Genomic DNA, 18,462 nt, shown 5'->3' on the forward strand with positions numbered 1-18,462 from the left:
GTAAAGAACTGCTTCATCTTCAATATATACGAAAAGAATGAGTAGCCGGATTTAGTACAGTAACCGGTCAGTGTGCAATGGCCTCGGAAGCGTTGCGAGAATATGGTTGGTTAGATATAAGCAGACTTAATTGACCACCGAAAGCTCCAAGGTCTTGTGGGGGCTTGAGGTTCTGTTTTTCTAACAAATAGACTACCAGGCAAAGGCGTTGAAATAGAGAGGGGGGAGTTCAAGTTCCCGATTGGTAAGGCGTACTTTCCGGGGAAGCTGCTCCGTCTTTTTCTTTCCTTCGGGATGTACAATTTCAAAATTATACTCAAGCTCACTGTTAGAATACCGTGATGAAAAACGAACCTCTGCAGTATAAACACTGTCCACGGGATTGGTATCGTATAAGCGGACGGGGCGGGTGCTGATTGGGCTTATGTTGCCGGTTACCTGTACGTAATCCCGGCCGGGTACAAAAGTACTATCCTTCAGCATCGGGGTTAGGTTAACATTGAAGGTAACTTTGCTTTGGGCTTGTGCAACCAAAGAAAACGTGAGCAGCAGAATGGGAATAAATAATAATCTTTTCATCGGTGGTATAATCGTATGTATAGTTATTGAATAGTTGTTTTGAAAATGGAATGTAAGAATCTTTTCGGGTTATGAGTTCACTTTCACAACGGGTTTATCGCGCCAGTAAACCAGCGAGAAAACACTTTCCCGGGGAAAGGAAGGAGGGATGGTTTGTTGCAGTCGGGTATCGTACACGTAATCTTTAGTATAGCCACTGGCTACACTTCCTCCGCTAAAAGTACCCACCGGACCCCTGTTTTTCTGGACTATTCCGCCCAAAAGGTCTAACGTACCTCTTGGACTTCCGCTGCTATAATCTTCTACTTCAAAAGAAGTTCCAAGTGCCATAATGGATGCGTGGATGGTTAAATCAGAGCTACCATTATAAGAATGTGCCCATCGGTCAACTTCTACATCTTCTTCGCTTACCAATCCGAGAAGATCGGTGGAAGTTGAATCAACTCTTGGGTCTGTATCATATACAATATCCCCCATAATATTTATATCGTTTGCAGCGTGCAGCGTTACACTTCCCTTCACTTCACCAACCACATTAACCTCTCCGTTAACACTGATTACAACTCCACCTTCAGCATTTTGGTAACTTGATAGCTTATAATGGGTAAAACAAACCAAAGGATCAGTACATCCTACATCTTTGACCTTTACATAGCCTTCACCCAATACATCTTCATAAAATTCGACATCTTTGTTCGAGCTAAAGGATAATGTAGCCTGACTTTTCAATAAGTTAATTTGCTCTGTACCCGGCAGGTCTTTGGTTTTGGTGAGGTTAAAATTAGTTCCCCCGTTGAAATTAGGTGAATCACTGCCATGACGAGTAGCCGGATCACTACTGGTTTCGTCGCCGGTGTATCCAACCCAGTCATTCGGGCTGGAAATAAATCCATTGAAGGTAGGCGAACCCGACATGCTAAAGGTTCCATTGGTATGAACCGGGCCGGTTACCTGGTCACCATTCCACCACCAGATTTTAACATGCGAGTATGGAGGTGCAAAGGTCTCCGCATCAGTGAAATAGGAATATCTGGAAAAGGAGTCACGTTGCATTAATACTTCAATTTCTGATTGATAACCACCATAGGTTCCATAGCTGGTTAATAAAACACGGTATTCATCATCGGGATCCGGTTGCGTCATATAAAGTGTTCCTGATGCTCCACTTGCCGTTGACATTGATATCTGGTCTGACCATTCCATATCTACCAGCAAGTTCTGAATAGCATTGTCAATGAGGCTGGCAGCTACGTTCTTAGCCTGCTGCTCGTTAAAGTGAGTGGCTGTTCGCTCCGGCAACATTTCGGTCCGGTTCATATTTGCCACCTGAATGATGCCTGATATAATGACTAAACCGCTAACAAGAAATAACATTGCTCGTCCCATAATACTCTCCTTTTAATTCCAGGGGTGGTTCATGATGTTGGGTAAAAACTCTCGGGTCCAGGCCGTACGGTGATATATATAATCACCTTGTGGGCTTATCCGAATGGGTTCTTCAGATTCAATCATTATCTCAACTCTTACTTTAATGCCTCTTTGTGAAGTGCCACTACCGGCCGGGTCAGATTGTTCTTCCCAGTTTCCGCTCGAAACATCTCTTTTATAGTACTTAAGCTTAAAATAGGTGACGAGGAACTGGGTTGTGCCATTTTTATCCTCGCGATACAGATAAAAGTCATTTGGATTAGTAGTTGAACTGACAAAGGCTGTAGAATCAGCATATAGGGTTACCAATTCGCCTGAAGTATTATCTCCGTTATCAACACAGGCCGGAGAAGTTCTGAATTCAATTTTATTCCTTTCACTGGTCTCGATCGGCTCATTGTTAAATACATCGTCTGAATATCCCAACCCGTTAAAATCACAGGAAAGTAACTCTACCAAATTATCTCTTTTTTCCTGGTTGATGGTAGAAATGGTGGTTTCCTGTCCGGAGGTATTTAAACTGATATTAAATGCCAGAATAGAAATCAGCATAAAGCCACCAATAACGTAACTTGTTACAATACCTATATTCATGGCAATTAGCTGGTAAAGGTTAAGGTTCTGATTAGTTTTTGGGTAACGGTAATGACAGGATCCAGTGAATTATTTTCTACCGTGATCGTTATTTCATAACAGCGCTGGCTGGTTGAGTCTAACAAATCACAATCGTTGCTGGGTACTGCTTCTCGATAAATGGTGAAGGTTTCTGAATATTCATTATTTGCCCCATAATCAAAAGTCCGCTCTACGGGATTATCCTCATATAAATAGTATGAGCTATTGCCCGAGTCGAATGGATCCTGACTCTTATAGCGTGCCTGAACCCAGCGGATAGCATCAATTTCTTCCTGTGCGGCTGAAATGGCACGGTACTCCAATTCTGACCTTATCATGGTATCCAGTGTTACCTGAAAACTTCTGGACGTGTTCATTGTAAGCAAGGAAAACACCACCATTGCGGCACCAAGGTAAATGATATCTGAAAAGTCAGTCATAATTCAGTGGCTAAAAGTTGCTCTCTTTATATAACAAGAGTTCAAGCTGAACTAATGTTACAAAAAGAGAATTGACCCTTTATCAATTAGCCTATAGAGATAGAACAGCTCGGTATGTACCCGTTAGACTAATACATCCTAAATGTTCATATAATTGAACAGGAAAGCGAGTTAGAATGTATTAACTAATTATTCTTAATAAGTCTTAGGTGAGCCTACTCAAAGGTGCTTAACCGTCTATATCGGTTTTGTTTCAACTTATTGGCAGAAGCAACCTGGGCATATTTTTCTGCCTCGCAGTCATATTGGATGGTGATATTACCATTCAGGTCAACATCCAGCTCGTTACCCGTGTCCTCATCTTTTTTGCCAACTAAGACGGATCCCTTAATGGTTGGAGTACCTCTGCCATCCATATTGTAAGCATCCTCAAAAATAACCAACCCGTTAAATTTGAAATTTCCGGCTATATCAAGTTCAACCCCGGCCGAATCATATTTTAGATAACCATTAGAACGTACTACCATAATCCCATAACCTTCAGAAATACCTCCGGTTAATTTTGCGTTCTCTTCCACGAAAAACACTCCGGGGTCATCAGCACTTCCCAAACTTCCTTTATAGTTCCCTGTAATTTTTTGCACATCAGACATTTGTGCTAACCTTGCTACTAACTGATCCACAGGTTTATAAGAAAGCTCTGAATCTATAGCCACGTCAACTGAATCGCTTTCAATATTCCCTGACCCGCCTGAAGAAGCTTCAAGATAAGAGAGGGTGCTTTGAACTGCGAGTGCGGGGCGATCTGCACATGTGCCACTGGCATCGTTACCGGAAACAAGCGAGCTTCCACCTGCGCTAAAGGTAAAGTCGTTTGTTGCGAAAGAAAGAGCCGATCTAAATTCGGGTACAAAATGCATCGCATTCTTCGTAAAAAGACTGATGATATTGGTTTCCTGTTTTGCACCGGTCAGAGGATCATTGTACCAGGAGGTGGCATACATTTTAACGGTATCACTTTCTAATACTCCAAAGGAGCCCGATGCACTTGAGGCTTCATATAATTCATAATATAAGCTGACGGAGTCGCCTTCGATCTCCTGGACCCATGGGCTATCTTCTTCGGGGTGCCAGCTGCCGTTAGAGTCATTTATTCTATCCATAGCAATCTGTACGGCCGTGTAGGCTTTGTTTCTTGCCTGTATATCATTGGCATAGGACGAAGAAACTTTTGTTATCTGGATTTTTCGGTCCTGCATTCCAATCTGCATGATTCCCATTGTAAATATGGCTCCACATGCTAAAATAATCATTGCTCGTCCCATAATATATTACCTCTCAATTATCTCTCAGGTTTACCGGTGAAAATCTCTTAATCCATGTTGATGTGACATACCTGCCATCCGGATTTGAGCTCGACTTTAGCGAAAAACCGGTTTGAACTGTTAGCTCAATTTCAATTTGTTTTATGCTCTGCAAGTTACCCGAACTAACCGGGGTTGACATTGGGGTATCTCCACCGTATTCATCGAAATAGTCAATGTTGAACCGGGTAATCCCAAAATCTATTTCCGTTTCGTCACCATTTATTTCTCTTACCAGAATATGGTCGTGCGGATTTTTAGACCCCGGAGCAGGGGTATTCGTGTATTTCCAGCGAATGGTTTCTACGCTTTCGTCAGCGCTGTTATCAATATTACTGTAAAAAACGATTTCATTACTGTCCGCTTTTACAAATGCCGGGTCAATTACATTTACCCGGTTAAATCCAATCTTGGGGAGATCGTGATTGATGACCTCCGTTATAGCTTTAGAATGATTCTTCTTCATCTGGGTGGCAGTCAGCTCAGAAGAACTGTAATTCAGGTTGGAGTTAGTTGCTAAAATTGCAATCAACAAAAATCCAGCTATAACGTAGCTTAGTATAATACCAAAATTCATAGGGCTTCCTGATGATTAATTTTTTAGTCAGCGTAATAACTTCGTACAAAATCAAAGCTGTACACTCGTTCTTCTCTTGAAGTGTATTCTGTAAGGTATTTGGTTTGAATATTAACGATCAATCTTTTCAAAGTGGATTTAGTGCCTGAACTCGTCTTTGAATAGGTCTTGTAATCACTTGTTTCCACGTATTCAACGATGGTTGAAACATTATAAGTAATATCATTGATCTCAACGGTAGCACTCCAGTTATGAAAGTCATCAAAATCGTCAAATTCATCTCTTGAGGTCTCACCGGTTTCAGTTCCCAGGGTAGAAAAACCTTCCGGGATATAAACCGGCACATCATTCTCACCATCTGAGTCAACGTCTGTAGTTTGCTCATCAAAGGAGAGAGCTCTTGATTCTTCAATGATATCCTGGGCATAAGCAACAATTTGCTCTTCAAGGTGTCCTTCAACTAATACAATATTATTAGTTTGAATCAGCCTGTTGGCGTTTAGGACCATGATCGAAACCAGTGTCATTGCCATCATTACCTGGAAAATCTCTGTGTATCCACTCATTTATTAGAGGATTTTAATATTAATTTATCGTAATAGTATAAATTGCAGGACCATAATTCAAATTAGAATTACAGTAGTTGCTCTATATCTACGCAATAGAAAGAGTAAGAGATTGGAGGGAAGTTACATTTTATTTGATCAGCACCATTTTATTGGTCATAACTTTTTGATTGGTTATGACACGGTATAGGTAAATACCGCTTGCCAAACTGCCAGCACGGAAGGGGATATTATAGGTTCCTGCCGGGAGTTTTCCAGAAACCAGGGTTTGAACTTTACGCCCCAGAATATCAAATACCTCAAGAGTTACTTCGGTTTCTTCTGTAAGTCCGAATGGAATGGTAGTAGTTGGGTTGAACGGGTTTGGGTAATTCTGATACAAGTACACTTCTTCCGGGATGTTGGCTTCAATTTCTTCGGTAGTTATTCTTAGAAGGAATCTTGACGAAGATTTATTCTTGTTTAAAGAAGGAGAACCATTGGTTGGCTGAGCCTGCTTCAATTTTTTCTTCGAGTTGTATGTGAATACGTACTTATCCTGGTCTCTAAGGTTGATTTCCTGCCCTGCCTCATAATCAATCAGAATCACCATCCATTCCTCCGGTACATTTCGGAGTCCGGGCCAGCTGAGTGAGTAGCTTCCGGCTGCAACCTGTCCGCCCATATAAGCTTCAAAGTGGAGTGGAATGTTCTGTCGGTGTATGAAATTCGCCGACCGGTTATTGATTACCAGCTCGGTACCATCATCTAAGGTAGAATAAAACTCTATGTGCGAATCCGAGAAGGGGAGTAATCGCAGAGCATCCTGCGGGTCTTTACCGGTGGCTCCGTTTTGGCTGAGCATTACATGTGTCACCTTAGCGAGTCCGTTTCCTTCTGCTTTTAGTTCTAATACAGGTGGTGTTCCCTCAAATTGCTGCTGGGCAGGAGCCGCCTCTTTACGAAGGAAATTACCCCCGGTGGTTTTAGCTGCTTTCTTAACTTTAAGAACCGGAGCCGGTGCGTTGGCTTTCACCCAAAATCCCTGGAAGGCCGGAATGATACCGCTTCCCAATGAACCGGTGGACCCATTCCAGGTGAGGAACTCCCCATTACCACTGTTAGCAGCCGGATCCCAGATATAGATGGTGGATTCAATATTGGTTTTCGTCCAGTTGGAGGCATTATTCCAGTTGATAGCAGCCCCAAATGGGTTCCCCACAAAGTTCCAGCCGGAGTCGGCTTCGGGGGTATAGGTAACTCCAAAATCGACTTCTGTTGAGCCTACTCCGAATTCCTGTCCTGCCACATCAAGGGTATCCGGAAGCGGATTATTATAAAGCGGGTCGGCGGCGATATCTCCAAAGAAGTACACCCAATATCCGCGTCCCGACACCAGGGAATTGGTTATGTTTGATGGCGCTCTCAGGCGGTCGTTATCGGTAGCCGGTAAACCTTCTTCGTTGATGTCATAATCTTCAAGATACCACATTACATTAGGCTGAAGGGTATCTCCCGGGTTAGATCCGGTACTGTACGTTGCACCGGTGTAGCCCTGGGTAAGGGTTCCGTCCAGGAAATCACCAATGGTAGAACTTACCGGTGAGGACAACATCCTCCAGCCACGGACGCCGGATATTTTTCTCTGGAATCGAAGCTCACCGGAACCGTATGATTGTGTATTGGCTATCAGGTTCTTGCCGCTTGGAATCAGTAACTCTCCATTGGTGAGGGTGAGGGTGCCGGTAACGGTAAAGTTATCGGTGATTTCAACCGTTCCGGGATTATCAATCTCAACGTTTACGAAAGTGTGTGGACTTTCAATAGTCTGATCGCTGCTGCCGTTGAATATGACATTACCGAGGGTGAACGTAGGAAGGTTCAGGTTGCCGCCAATGGTAAGCGAGTCGTTGTTACTTCCCAGCATATCTCCGCTACCGGTCACATCTCCGGAGACGATAAAATTAACACCACCTGATACATTCAGCTCGGCACTGGCTTCAATGGAAAGGGCTGCAATTTCAGTATCTGTAATGTTAACTACCGGGAATTCATTACCCACAGCCGGGCTGGCAGGGATCAATACTACAGAGGATGCATTTGGCACAGAATTCACATTCCAGTTGTCAGGATCATAATAATTAGAAGCCGCTGCTACAGATCCGAGCTGGCTTTCCCAGATATGGCTGAAAGAAGCAAATTCAACCTGAGCATCATCGCTGATGGTGTTTCCATTTAAAGTTCCCGAAACGATTGCCACAACGGTACTTGTGGAGGAAGTGAGGGTAGCCGTGTAGGTACCATCGGAATTATCCGTCACACCTCCGATTGAGCCTTCATCGGTGCTCAACACAACGGTAGCTCCCCCGGTGGTTACATTATTTCCATAAGCATCTTTAGCCTGTACGGTGATGGTAGAAGTACTGGCTCCGTCGTTAAGAATAACGGTAGGAGAGGCGGAAATTGTAGTCTCGGTCTCATTGGGTGCTCCCGCTGAGACAGCGAATGAGTTGCTGACCCCGGTTTCAGATCCGGCAGAGTTCGTGGCGGTGATGGTACAGTTGCCAACGCTTGTGATGCTTACTGTTAGTGATGACAATACCCCGGAACTAAATGCGGGAGTGGTACCCTGACCCGTTCCCATATCGCAGGAGGAGGTTACAACCGTTGTACCGCTAAAAGTGGTAACCGTAGTACCGGAACCGTCAATGGCCGTAATTTTTATGTTGAAATTTTGCCCGGCTACTTTTGGACTGATATTCCCGGAAGGCACTCGCTCTACTTTAAATCCAGTCAAAACCCCTGCATTCACAATATTGAAATTTGAACTTACCGCATCATCGAGACCGGAGCTGGAGGCCGTAATTTGTTTGGTACCTACGTCATCAATTTCAAGATTAGAAAAGTCAGCAATACCCAGAGAATTCGTGAGTTGGGTGGTAGTTCCTGATAAAGTACCCGTTCCGGAGGTAAGGGCCATATCTACTGATACGCCGGATTGTTTAACATTATTTCCAAACTGGTCGGTTAGCTGAACCCGGACCGCAGGAGAAATGGCGGTATTTACATTGGTGGAGGATGGCTGCTGTGTAATCACCAGGCTATCGAGTGCACCCGCTACCATTGAAAGCGACCCGTAGTTGGTTCCACCTCCAAGCCCCGTAGTACCGGAGTTTGTAATATTACCTGAATTTGGTAGCAGTCCGGTTGTTGGGCGGATCTGAAGTCCGCTAATATCAATTTCGCCCGGATTAGAGGTGGACGCCGTATTCACCGTAAATGTAACCTGGGTAGAAGTAATACTGTTGAAGGACACAGCAAGGGTGGTAGTTCCTCCATAAACAGCCGAAGTGGAAACGGATGGTGTTGCTCCGGTATTCCATTCAAATCCGGTAGGTGCATCAAGTACAAAGGTGCCTCCTGCTGATAGTTCACCGGCAAATCCTTCTTTAATGATTGGGCCTGTAAGGGATGTATAAGTAGAGTTAGCATCATCCGCAGAAATATTCTCCCCGTTTTCAGCTGCCGTAATTTTACGAATGGACAGGGTGTATTTATCAGACAGGTAGTCTTCTACATTCTCACGTTCTGCCTGTGAAAGAAGGCGGCTGTAATAAATGAATTCAGCGATTTCACCATCCCAGCTTTGGTTAGCGGTATTCGGGTCATCCTTACCCCCTTTTCCAACAATAGCTGTAGTTGCATTGGCCAAAGTGCCCGTTGGGGGAGGCCCTGCAGCGGATGGATTATTTAAAATTCCATCAATAAAAATATCATAGGTGTTTCCGCTCTGCCATTGGAAACTAAAAATCTGGCCTGCTGTGGCCTGAATATCAGAAAAACTCTCTAGTTGGTTGTCTGGATCGTTGGCAAGAATTCCTGTTTTTACAACATTGGTGAAGGCGCCGTTGTTGTTAGCACCGGCGGCATCATAGCGGAAGGTTAAAAACTCATCGGCATTATTTGGATTCTGAACATTAAAAAGACCCCGGTCGGTATTTGTCTGATCCGATTTATACACCATAAATATGGTAAACTCGGTGGATCCATTAATGTAATTTTCCCCGTCGCTATCTTCGAAAAAGTCTCCATCTCCGGCGAAGTTGATGGAGGGCTGATTATTCAGCGGGGTAGAACTGCTCACAAAAGTAGGCCTTGTTCCGGCATCAGCAGTACCTACAAAATCGTTACTATTTCCACTTTGATCTTGCCAGGTAACCACTTCGCTACCGCTGGTTACAACACCGGCATCCGCACGCAGCCAAACTTCCAGGCCGCTTATAGCTTCCACCGCATTCACTTCAATAATTCGGGCAACTGTGTCGCTGGCAAGGGCTCCGTCGTGAGCTACAAAACTCACTTCTCGTTCCGGGCCGGTAGGTATAGTGGCGAAATTCTTATATTCAACGGTTCTGAGGGCGGTTTCATAGTCACTTAGGGAATTGGTACCGGTTAGCTTAAGGCGACCGGTTTGGTCATCGAAATCACCGGTTATTCCAAAAATACCAGAAAATAGCAGGGAATCTTCCGCGGGTTTGAAATTATCGGTAATAATTACAAAAGCACTGTCTAACTGGGTGTTGTCCGGATCGGAAACCAATAGGGTAGAAGTAATTTCAATAGGGGCATTGTCATAATTCAGGTCCGAAGTTTCAATTCCAGAGAGAATGGGCGCGGAATTAACGGCAACAATGTCAAGATCCCGGGTTTCAGTGTTACTATTGGCATCACCATCATTCACTGTAAATGAGAAGGTGCGAGTAATCTCGACAGGGTCGGCACTCAGGTTTTCATAAGTGACGTTTTCCAAAGCGGTTTGATAATCGGCAAGGGATGCTGTACCGGTCAATGTTAAAATTCCTGTAGTAGAATTCCAGCTGCCGTTAATTCCAAACTGAGGAGTAAAGCCAAGTTCATCTTCTCCCAGTGTATAATTATTGGTAATGGCCACCGTGGCACTTTCCATATTGGTGTCATCATTGTCCGTAATCGTGGCGTTGTAGGCAGCGCCTCCGCTCACAGCCCCGGTGCCTTCAGTATAAGTAAGTGTTGGTCCACTGATGCCGGACAGGGAGGGGGTACTGTTAACAGAAATTACATTTACATTTCTGGACAAGGTGTTGCTAACATCATCCCAGTCGTACACTTCAAAGTCAACTGTACGTAGGGCTGTTGAAGGACTTACGGAATTGGTGTTTTCATAGGTAACCGAGCGTAAAACTGTTTGGTAATTGCCCGGAGAATCTTGCCCGGTAAGTAGCAGCACACCGGTTGTAGCATTAAAGCTGCCGGTAATACTTCCGGTTGGGGTGAAGTCGAGAACATCTTCTGAAGGGTCAAAATTTGAGGAAATTATGACCTGCGCGCTATCCAATACGGTATTATCACTATCAGAAACGGTAAGCGTAGAAGTAATAGATGTAGGTGCATCACCTTCGGTATAATCAATATCGGTTCCTTCGATTGCAGCAAGTACCGGAGGTTCATTACACCATTTATCACACAGAAAATCGTACACGCTGGCCATTTGCCCGCCATTTAGTGCGGTATTCCAGGAAACAAACTCACCGATGTACCCGGTAAAATTATTTGTGCCCGCCGGGTTGTTGCCCGTTGTTACCGGGTCGCGGGTGCCGTTTTCTTCACCAATAATAGCTCCCCCGGCATGTGATTGTTGCGCATCCACATTGTTTAAAGTGATGGCGCTGTTATCATTAATTCTGGCCGACCAGGTTCGGTCTATCAGCGCTCCGGCTGTGGCATCGTGGCTTGCAACGATAATGTAACTTTCGTTGGGCTGAACGGCTCCGAGGTTAATTGATTTATACTGATTACCAACACCCCATTCAGCATTATTCCAAACAAAGGCATAGGCGTTGCCATCTTTGATGCTTATCTGATATCCCCGTGTACCCCCACCTTGTTCGTAAATTATCTGTAAGCCGGCCGTAGAGGCTCCTGTTCTGAATACAATGGCAAATGATTTTTCATCATATGTACCGGTGTTCAAAATAGCATTGTTGGGTGGGTCAAGGTTATCATCGGTTCCATCCCAGAGAATTCCGCCTCGCTCCCCAAAATAGTTGGAATCGAAAATAGGCTGTTGGGCTGCTGTTCCGTTTGATGCCGAAATATCGGTTCCGGAGCCAACGGCGTTATCCGACCGGTCTCCCCAGGTAGCAACCGAAGTTCCGTCTCCGGGTTGGTTGCCCAGGTTTAAATCCCCGTTTACATCCAGCGCATCATAATGAAAAACAGGGTTGGCTAAATCGGTGGATAAATCAGAGAGCGTGGTTATGATATTGATGTCCCGAGTCTGAGTATTACTATCATTCGACCCGTCATTTACCGTAAAAGAGATAGTTCGCGTACTTTGGTCAGGGGTTGAACCATTTGTATTCTCATAAGTTACATCGCGCAAAGCCGCCTGATATTGAGCTAGCGTCGCTGAACCTGAAAGTGACAAGATTCCCGTTCCTGAATTCCAGCTGCCGGTAATTCCATTCTGATCGGTGAAATCGAGCACGTCTTCAGAGGCATTATAATTTCCGGTAATTTCAATCTCAGCACTGGAAAGATTTGATGTATATGGGTGATCAATTGTAATTGCAGAGGTGACAAATACCGGTGAGCCTCCTGCAAAAAAGTTCTGGGGAGAAGATTCAATATCGGCAAGGGTGGGGGGATCAGGAATCTCAGAAATAAAGCTTCCCGGAGCGTTCTGGTTATTATACTCGGTGGAAATCCAGTCAGCGGAACGGGCGACGTTCGAAATCCGCACTTCGTCCATCATGCCATCAAACTGGTAACTACCACTGGAGAGGGTGAGGTTGTCGCCATTTGGGGTGAAATTGAAAGCCGTTGCGTTGGTGACGTCCTGGGCACCATCAATATAAATGGTTCTTCCATTAGCAGTGCTGTTGGTGAAAGTGACGTAATAATCCTGCCCGTCGTTCATCGCACTACCATCAAAGGCCGTTCCGTCGTCATTCACGGTAATGTTGTTGAAATAATAGACGGCATAAGAACTGTTGTAAGCGCCTTTGGTCACTAAATCAGGCCCCACAGAATTAAGGTTAGACCCGTTCATCCAAAATGAAATGGTGATGTCATCTGTAATTTCAATGGAGGGGTCGTCGGCTATGGTAATAATATCATTGGCGCTGCCGGCATTAAAATCTCGTCCGTCTCCTATTATACCATTTACCACAGACGTTCCGCTGGTGGTTGCATCATTGCCATTTGAGGTTGCATCACTTAAATCACTGTCGAGATGAAGCACCATTTGGTAACCGGAATTCCAGGTTGTGTTTACGGACTGATCGGTTGTTTGGCTGGAATTGCCGTAGTAAATATAAAATTCGGTATCCGAAGTGGCGTTGAGGGTAGGGAAGCGGACCCAGAACAAAATCTCTCCGGTGGTGGCATTGTAAGATTCCAGTTCATGGTCCAAAATGGTGGAACCGTCGGATGAAGTGAATACAATATCGTACCCGTTTGCATTTTCAACATCACCGCCATTGCCGGTAGTTCTGAAATCGTTGTCGGTAAGAGAAATGAGAACCGGAAAATCAGTCAGATTGGTTGCGCCTGAAACCTGTCCATTGTTTACTGCAAACTTTTTGCGATGGGTATAGCCCGGAACCTGTGCGGATAAACTTTCCACACTGATGAGTGCTATAAGCAGGGTCAATAGTCCGATATGTGTGCTGTGGATGATTTTCACACTTCTTCGCTAGTCTGAATTTGACCGCAAATATAATTATCGAAGAATTAACCACAGTAAGTATTAGCTATTTCTAACCCTTATGAGAAGAATCTATAAATAGAAAGGTGTAGCTATTTTATCAGGGTGAGCTTTTGAGTAAATATCTTGTCAGCAGCTTTGAATAAGGCTATATAAACACCGCTGGAAAACCGTGAGGCATCCCAGGAAACCTGATGATAGCCGGCTGGATAATTCTCGTTGATGAGGGTTGTAACCTTTCTACCTAATATGTCATAAATCTCTAAAGAAACCGGACCTTCCAGGGGAGTAGAAAACTCCAGGGTTGTACTTGGGTTGAATGGATTTGGATAGTTTCTCTGAAGGTTATAAGAGTTTGGTAACCCATCCGCATCAGCACCGGGTTCAATAGTCAGTATATACTGAGCCATTTCCAGATTCTTCATGCTAGCCATATTTGTAAGCTTGAAGTTTGAACGTTTGCTATGATCCGGAAAACTGTCTTTGGCATCAAGTTTTGATTTAATGCTGCTGATTTTTCTTAAGTCTATACGATTATCAGATTGAGATTTTTGCTTCGAATTTTTGGATGAAAGCGTAATATTCCATGCCTCAGGAAGGTTTTTAATGCCCGTCCACGATAAGTTTACCATCCCTTCAATAGGTTCTCCGTCAATGAATCCTCCAAGCTGAATTGGAATCTCAATCGGGATTCCAAAGTTCCTCGGAAGGTTATTAATGGACAATTCGGTACCATCATCCAATAGAGTAAATAATTTCAAATAGGTATCCTGAAGGAAAGGTACGAGCCGGATTGCATCTAACTCATCTTTAGCAGTTTTTCCTCCAACCGAAAATGTAATATGAGTTGTCTTTGAAATCCCTTCAGCTTCCATTTTCAACTCTATGGCAACATCTTCTTTTTGTCGCTTATAAAAACTTCCACCGGTTGTTTTTGAATCTTCATTTACAGCAAGAGTAGGTGCTCCATTTCCATTGGCCTTTACCCAGAACCCTTGAAAAGGTTTAATTTTACCATCACCTAATGACCCGGCAATGCCATTCCAATCCAAATAATCACCGGTTACCGGATCCCAAACGTAGATCACATTATCCATATTGGTTTTAGTCCAGTTGCCATCGTCCCAGTCAATAGTCGCGGTGTAAGGATTCCCTATCAGGTTCCAGCCACTGTCGCCTGCAGCGGTATAAGTGACAGGAAAACTAAATTCCCCAGATGGTCCGGAATTCTCTTCGCCTTTTACTGACAGTGTATCAGGTAACGGGTCGTTATATAAGGGGTCTGTAGCTACGTCATCAAAGAAGTAAATATAATATCCTCTTCCGGCTGTAAAAGCAGAGGAGGTGTCGTTAGGGGCTCTCCATCTTTGATTGTCCGTTCCCTGATGAGTTTCATCGTAGTAAAGAACATTAGGTTGAAGGGTATCGCCCGGTTGGGAACCCGTTGCGTATGTTGCACCGGGAAATCCCTGCGTTAAAATATCATCTGTGAACTGTCCAAATGTGGTACTGAGAGGGTTGGACACCATGCGCCAGCCTCTTGAACCGTTTATTTGACGAAGCATTCGGATATTCTGAGTATTCCCTTGTTTAATATTGCTTACAAAACTATATCCGGAGCCAATGGTGAGAGTACCATCCGTCAAAAAGAGTGTATCTGTTACAACCAAATCATTATTTACCTGAGCTCCGGAAGGGTTATCGAGTGTAAAACTTTTGATTTCCTCTATTCCATTGATCTGCTGTGGCTGAGTTCCATTCAGCGTAACCGATGTATTGGTAAGTGTGAAATTTGAACCATTTATATCACCGCCAAAACGAAAAGCAGAACTATTTCCCACAACCTGTCCGTTAACGGTAATATCTCCCAGCGCTACGAGTTCTGATCCGGATGACATAGTCAGAGTATTTCCGGTTTCTATATTGATGAGATTGAATGCTTCGAGGTAATCGGTTCCTGTTACATCATTTTGAATGTTCAGCGTATCGGCAGTAAAATCGCCTTCTATGGTTTGGGTAGAAGATCCATTTAAATTCACTACCGATGAACCGGAGATAAAATTGCTGATCTTGGAATCTCCGCCAAGATTAATGGTCCCGTTATTACCGGAAAAACTCCCATTTCCAGAAATTTCGTTATTAATTGTCAGTGTTCTTCCAGAGAGTGTTAGTGTTCCCCCACTTTCAATATTGATAAAATCTACGGTCGGGTCTTGTCCGCTGATAATTGGGTAATATGTCCACCCGCTTTCAATGAGAACAACCTGACCGGTTGTAGGAATACTTCCCAGGCTCCAATTGTCTGCATTTCCCCAGTCAGAACGACCAGCAGGATTCCCTCCGCCCGAACCATCCCAAACATTAAACTGTGTTATGGTTATGGTAGCATCATCCGTGATGCTTTGGGCATCAACCGTACCGGTAATAGTTGCAGTTTCAGAAGTAGTACCAGCCGTAAGAGTAGAGGTATATGTCCCGTTTGAATTGTCAGTTACAGCACTTAGCGTTGAGGAACCGGTTACAGATAAATTAACCGTATTGCCTCCGGTGGTTAAGTTATTACCAAACTCATCTTTTAATTGTACAGTAATTTGGGTTTGATCTGCTCCATCATTTTGCAGAAAGCTTTGTGCGGATGTGATGGTCGAAGTGGTTTCATCGGCAGGCCCGGGGTTTACGGTAAAGCTATTACTTGTACCGGTTTCAGTTGACGCCGTTTGTCGTGCAGAAATTGTTGTGGAGCCAACTGAGGTCAGCGTCACGGAATGAGTATTCAAAACCCCTGAAGTAAATGAGGCTGTGGTGCCTCCACCGGATGAAAGAGTGCCGGTTGAAGTTATCTGAACGGTACCTGTAAAGGTAGTAACGGTATTATTGAAGGCATCCTGAGCAGTTATTCTGAGATCAAAGGAAGTGCCGGCAGTTTGAGTGCCAACGGAACCACCTCCGGAAGCCTCAACTAAAAATGTGGAGAGTTCATCAAATGTGTAAGTAATGTCCAGGTCTCCACTTGTTATAGAAGTAGAGTTAACTGTTGCGCTGATCGTGGCACTTCCGACGTTATTTGGTGCCGTTATTGTAGCAGAATAAGTTCCGTCGGAGTTATCTGTAGTGGAGGAAAGGGTACCTGTACCTGTTCGGGATATGACGACATTATCTCCGCCTGAAATTAAATTGTTGCCAAACTCATCTCTCAGCTGAACGAGAATATCAGACTGACTTGACCCGTCCGCAATCAGGGTATCCTGACTGATGGGGATAAGAGAACTATCTGCATTAGCTGCCGCCGGGTTTACCGTAAAGGTATTGCTGCTACCGGATTCACTTCCGGCACTATTGGTCGCCGTTATGGTAATGTTGTCACCGGCTGTAATTAATTCCACGTTATGTGGATCATATACTCCGTTAACAAAAGGCCCCACACTTACAGTCGTAGTTGTACCCGAGAAAGTACTTGTTGTTGTCAGATCAACATTGCCAGTGAAATTATCCCTCCCCATGTTGCCATCGAGAAGAGCACCAACTCCGTCCACGGCTTCAATTCTGATATCAAAAGGAGTACCTGCTGTTTGAGTTCCAATTGCACCTGTTCCTGTTATTTCAACCTCGAAGCCGGCTAAAGAACCTGCATTGGCAATGGTAAAGGTGTTGCTTGCTTCAGAGTTATCCAGGCCGGCAGCTGTGGCAATGATGGTTTTATTACCGGTTTGGTTAAAGGATAAAGAGCTAAATGTAGCGGTACCACTTGCATCTGTATTGGCAGTATTACCACTGATGTTTCCGGTACCACTGTTAATGGATAAAGTAACGCCTGTGCCGGATTGAGAAACATTATTGTTAAACTCATCAACAATCTGGACTTCAACAGGTGGACTCATATTCGTGTTCCTGTTCGCATTTGATGGCTGAACGGTAAAAATCAGGCTATCTGCAGCTGCTGGATTTACCGCAATAGAGTTTGACGTGACGGTAGTAAATCCGGAAGCTGAAAAATCAAGGTCGATAGAATTTGCCACCTGATGATTTAAACCCGAAAATGTAGCCACACCGCTACTTGCTGTCACGGTTGTAGTTCCCTGCAAATCCCCCGCACCTGAACCTCTGATAACCGAAACCTGGGTAAAGTTATCACTGCTTACCACATTGGTATAATCATCCCGAATCTCGATAACCGGTTGGGTAGAGAAAGCCTGTCCGGCAGTAGCTGTCGAAGATGGCTGAGTGGCTATGGCCAGCGTGGTAGCATCGGATGGGATAACAGAAATGGTACCGGATTGAGTTACCGTGAGTCCTCCGGAAGTAGCCCGAATATTAGCTGAACCTACCAGGTTACCCGTAAAAGTAGCACTGGTGCCTGATGCCGATAAATCTCCGGAAACTATTCCTCCGGTAATATTCTGGAGCGACCAGGTAGAACTTTGATTTCTCTTAAAGTTATTGAACTGATCTCTGACGTTGGAATAAACCGTTATTGATGAACCGGCTTCCACATTTTGAGCACTGACTACGGTTCCGCCTGAGTTGGGTGCAGTTTCAACACGAATCTTGTTATCAGCACCGGCCACCATCGAAATACTTCCATAGTTTGCGGTTCCTCCCGGGGCTGCACTACCTGCATTTTGTATTTGTCCGGAGGCCAAAGGGGTTCCCTGTGCAGGTCTGATTCTGAAATTGCTAAACTCAAGACGGTGAGGATTGTTAGGAGGAGAACCCCCACTGTTTCCGGTTAACTGAAAAATAATTTCTGAACTGGTTCGGCTGCTTAGTGTAACCGTTATTCTGTTCCCTTTGGGTTGAGTTACGGTAACAGTTGGTGCTGTCCCACCGGTATCCCAAACAAAGCCGGCAGGTACCTGAAATCTAATATTACCTGTCTGAAGTTGCCCGGGAGCTGTTTCCTGAATAACCGGTCCCGAGAGAGTAGTCCAGGTACCCGATGCAAAATTATCTGCAGAAATACCCGTTCCTCCGGTAGCTGGAGTAATGGTTTGTGCTTTTAGATTCTCCAGTACTCCGAAGACTAAAACTAAAAGCAACGGAAATAAAAATGTCTTAATTGTTTTCATAGCATGTGCTGCAGATAACGAACATTTACGAAAGCTGAAGAAACCTATCTATCATTGCCTCAGAAATATACAGCTTAAACCTGTAAAATGAATATTTGCAT

The 18,462-nt window shown here is 44.3% G+C and carries 9 protein-coding genes; all 9 read right to left on the reverse strand.

Annotated elements, in window-relative coordinates; all coding sequences use genetic code 11:
* Positions 1 to 192: 192 nt before the first annotated feature.
* Entirely contained in the window at positions 193 to 579 is a 387-nt protein-coding gene (locus JJ941_RS03350; RefSeq protein WP_290962269.1) for a hypothetical protein, read from the reverse strand.
* A 69-nt stretch (positions 580 to 648) separates the two neighbouring features.
* Positions 649 to 1,953: a hypothetical protein gene (locus tag JJ941_RS03355; protein ID WP_290962270.1), complete on the reverse strand. Its 1,305-nt coding sequence runs from the start codon at positions 1,951 to 1,953 to the stop codon at positions 649 to 651.
* A 24-nt stretch (positions 1,954 to 1,977) separates the two neighbouring features.
* Positions 1,978 to 2,601, reverse strand: coding sequence for a hypothetical protein (locus tag JJ941_RS03360; RefSeq protein WP_290962271.1), 624 nt, complete (start codon positions 2,599 to 2,601; stop codon positions 1,978 to 1,980).
* A gap of 5 nt (positions 2,602 to 2,606) precedes the next feature.
* A complete protein-coding gene (locus JJ941_RS03365) occupies positions 2,607 to 3,062 on the reverse strand; it encodes a hypothetical protein (RefSeq protein ID WP_290962272.1) in 456 nt (151 codons plus the stop codon).
* A 215-nt stretch (positions 3,063 to 3,277) separates the two neighbouring features.
* Positions 3,278 to 4,375 (reverse strand): hypothetical protein, encoded by a 1,098-nt coding sequence (locus JJ941_RS03370; protein ID WP_290962273.1) that lies wholly within the window; start codon positions 4,373 to 4,375, stop codon positions 3,278 to 3,280.
* A gap of 25 nt (positions 4,376 to 4,400) precedes the next feature.
* Positions 4,401 to 5,003 carry a hypothetical protein gene (locus JJ941_RS03375; RefSeq protein ID WP_290962274.1) on the reverse strand — a complete coding sequence of 201 codons (603 nt, stop codon included), beginning with the start codon at positions 5,001 to 5,003 and terminating at the stop codon, positions 4,401 to 4,403.
* A 23-nt stretch (positions 5,004 to 5,026) separates the two neighbouring features.
* Positions 5,027 to 5,569, reverse strand: coding sequence for a hypothetical protein (locus JJ941_RS03380; RefSeq protein ID WP_290962275.1), 543 nt, complete (start codon positions 5,567 to 5,569; stop codon positions 5,027 to 5,029).
* A 130-nt stretch (positions 5,570 to 5,699) separates the two neighbouring features.
* Positions 5,700 to 13,274, reverse strand: a complete 7,575-nt coding sequence (locus JJ941_RS03385) for a DUF2341 domain-containing protein (RefSeq protein WP_290962276.1) — start codon at positions 13,272 to 13,274, stop codon at positions 5,700 to 5,702.
* A 113-nt stretch (positions 13,275 to 13,387) separates the two neighbouring features.
* The gene (locus JJ941_RS03390) at positions 13,388 to 18,361 is read right to left on the reverse strand and encodes an invasin domain 3-containing protein (protein WP_290962277.1); all 4,974 of its coding nucleotides are present in this window, start codon (positions 18,359 to 18,361) and stop codon (positions 13,388 to 13,390) included.
* Between the last annotated feature and the right edge of the window lie 101 nt (positions 18,362 to 18,462).

This window comes from Gracilimonas sp. (genome assembly GCF_017641085.1).
Classification (GTDB): Bacteria; Bacteroidota; Rhodothermia; order Balneolales; family Balneolaceae; genus Gracilimonas.

Coding starts and splice junctions, on each gene's coding strand:
- JJ941_RS03350 (WP_290962269.1), bottom strand. CDS start 579: ATGAAAAGATTATTATTTATTCCCATTCTGCTGCTCACGTTTTCTTTG.
- JJ941_RS03355 (WP_290962270.1), bottom strand. CDS start 1,953: ATGTTATTTCTTGTTAGCGGTTTAGTCATTATATCAGGCATCATTCAG.
- JJ941_RS03360 (WP_290962271.1), bottom strand. CDS start 2,601: ATGAATATAGGTATTGTAACAAGTTACGTTATTGGTGGCTTTATGCTG.
- JJ941_RS03365 (WP_290962272.1), bottom strand. CDS start 3,062: ATGACTGACTTTTCAGATATCATTTACCTTGGTGCCGCAATGGTGGTG.
- JJ941_RS03370 (WP_290962273.1), bottom strand. CDS start 4,375: ATGATTATTTTAGCATGTGGAGCCATATTTACAATGGGAATCATGCAG.
- JJ941_RS03375 (WP_290962274.1), bottom strand. CDS start 5,003: ATGAATTTTGGTATTATACTAAGCTACGTTATAGCTGGATTTTTGTTG.
- JJ941_RS03380 (WP_290962275.1), bottom strand. CDS start 5,569: ATGAGTGGATACACAGAGATTTTCCAGGTAATGATGGCAATGACACTG.
- JJ941_RS03390 (WP_290962277.1), bottom strand. CDS start 18,361: ATGAAAACAATTAAGACATTTTTATTTCCGTTGCTTTTAGTTTTAGTC.